We start from the raw sequence: 1,620 nt of genomic DNA on the forward strand, positions 1-1,620 counted from the left end.
GAGAACACTTTTACCAACATACATGTACCTTTTATCGCGACGGCGCGCGCCACCACCGGCACTTGAATGCCCGGGTGAGTGCTCTGCTACTGCTCAAGTAGTCCAGTCCAGTCCAGTTAATTCGAACAAGCGCGCCGACGTGGCCCTCTACAAGGGCCTGTGCAACGCCCTCACTGACGTGCGAACCATCGCCGTTGGCGACCCGCGCTACTGCTGCGCTGCGACACTGAGCCCCGGCCATGGCTCTGCGTGGGTTGCAGTGCAGAAAGACGCTGCTTGGCTTGCTCAGGCTCGGGGCCAGGGGGACATTTTTTTCGCCCTCTGCCACGAGGCGGGGGGGCGCGCTGGCCGCGGCTGCGAGATTTTTCTTGACCAGCTCTGCTCCGTCGCTGCCGCGTCGCCAAGCGAGCGCATGGCTTTCAGGATCTATGCGCTTCAGCGACTGCATGCGGCCACTTTCCGAGGGGTGGCCATGCTCATCAACTCCCGTCCGGTGATGCGCACGGGCCCCGAGGTCCCCCAGGAGGCCTCGTCGCTGCCGGTGCCCCCCCCGCCCCCGCGGCCGGTGATTAACTTCACCACCAACTTGCGTTCGTCCCACCACGCGGGTTGTGAGGAGAACACTTTTACCAACATACATGTACCATTTATCGCGACGGCGCGCGCCACCCCCGGCACTTGAATGCCCGGGTGAGTGCTCTGCTACTGCTCAAGTAGTCCAGTCCAGTCCAGGATTAAATGCCCGGGTGAGTGCTCTGCTACTGCTCAAGTAGTCCAGTCCAGTCCAGCCCTTAGTCCAGTTTGGCGGCAGAGTGACGCACGGGGGCGCACAATTTGCCTCTTACGCCATCTGTCGGGTACTCCGGCTCTTCGACCCGTCGTACGTTGCCGAGCACGAGGCGACAATTGACTCAGCCTCAGTCCGTGAACTTGCCCTCGTCGTTCCTCTTGCAATGGAGCGAGGTGGGGGGCTGCTGACGGATCTTGAACGGGACCTCCCTTTGCTCCTTGCCGCAGCGCATGGGTTCACCGCTGACCATGGCAGCGTCGACGACTTCACCGAGAGCGTCCTTGGGTGGTACAAAAACCACAGTGGCGAGGTTGGTGCTTGGGCCGAGGCCTCTCTGATCGCGTTTTCGTTCACGCCGAGCTCGGCAGCAGCGGAGCGCGTGTTTTCGCTCCTCAAGGCACTCTTCGGATCCAACCAGGACATGGCCCTCGCCGACTACATCCAAGGGTCCATGATGGTCCGCTACAACGGCACGAAGCGCGGGACCTCGTTTTGAGAAGGAAAGCGCGTGAGGGAGATAGAGAGATAGGGGAGTTGAATACAAGTGCGCATATGCGCGCGCAAGAAATTTCGAAATTTTCGCGAAAATTTCGCGAAATTTCGCCCCTTTCCCAGCGAAATAACGAAAGAAATTTAGCCCTTTCACGGCGAAATAAGGGCCAACCCCAAGCCACCCCCGGCACTTGAATGCCCGGGTGAGTGCTCTGCTACTGCTCAAGTAGTCCAGTCCAGTCCAGTCTCCAGTCAGGTGAGTGCCCTGCTACTGCTCAAATAGCCCAGTCCAGTCGCATGCCCGGCCTGCTGCGTCGCGACAGCTGCGCGTATCGCGG

General features: G+C 60.4%; 1 protein-coding gene. It reads left to right on the forward strand.

Annotated features, from left to right (window positions below; all coding sequences use genetic code 11):
• Positions 1–953: 953 nt before the first annotated feature.
• On the forward strand, positions 954–1,286 hold the full coding sequence (locus AC1QQ2_RS14055) for a hypothetical protein (RefSeq protein WP_479713602.1): 333 nt from the start codon (positions 954–956) through the stop codon (positions 1,284–1,286).
• Positions 1,287–1,620 lie beyond the last annotated feature (334 nt).

The organism is Aestuarium sp. (assembly GCF_023253315.1).
Lineage (GTDB): Bacteria > Pseudomonadota > Alphaproteobacteria > Rhodobacterales > Rhodobacteraceae > Marivivens > Marivivens donghaensis.

What these genes read in the sequence shown, in the direction of transcription:
- AC1QQ2_RS14055 (WP_479713602.1), top strand. Translation starts at nt 954, where the DNA reads ATGGAGCGAGGTGGGGGGCTGCTGACGGATCTTGAACGGGACCTCCCT.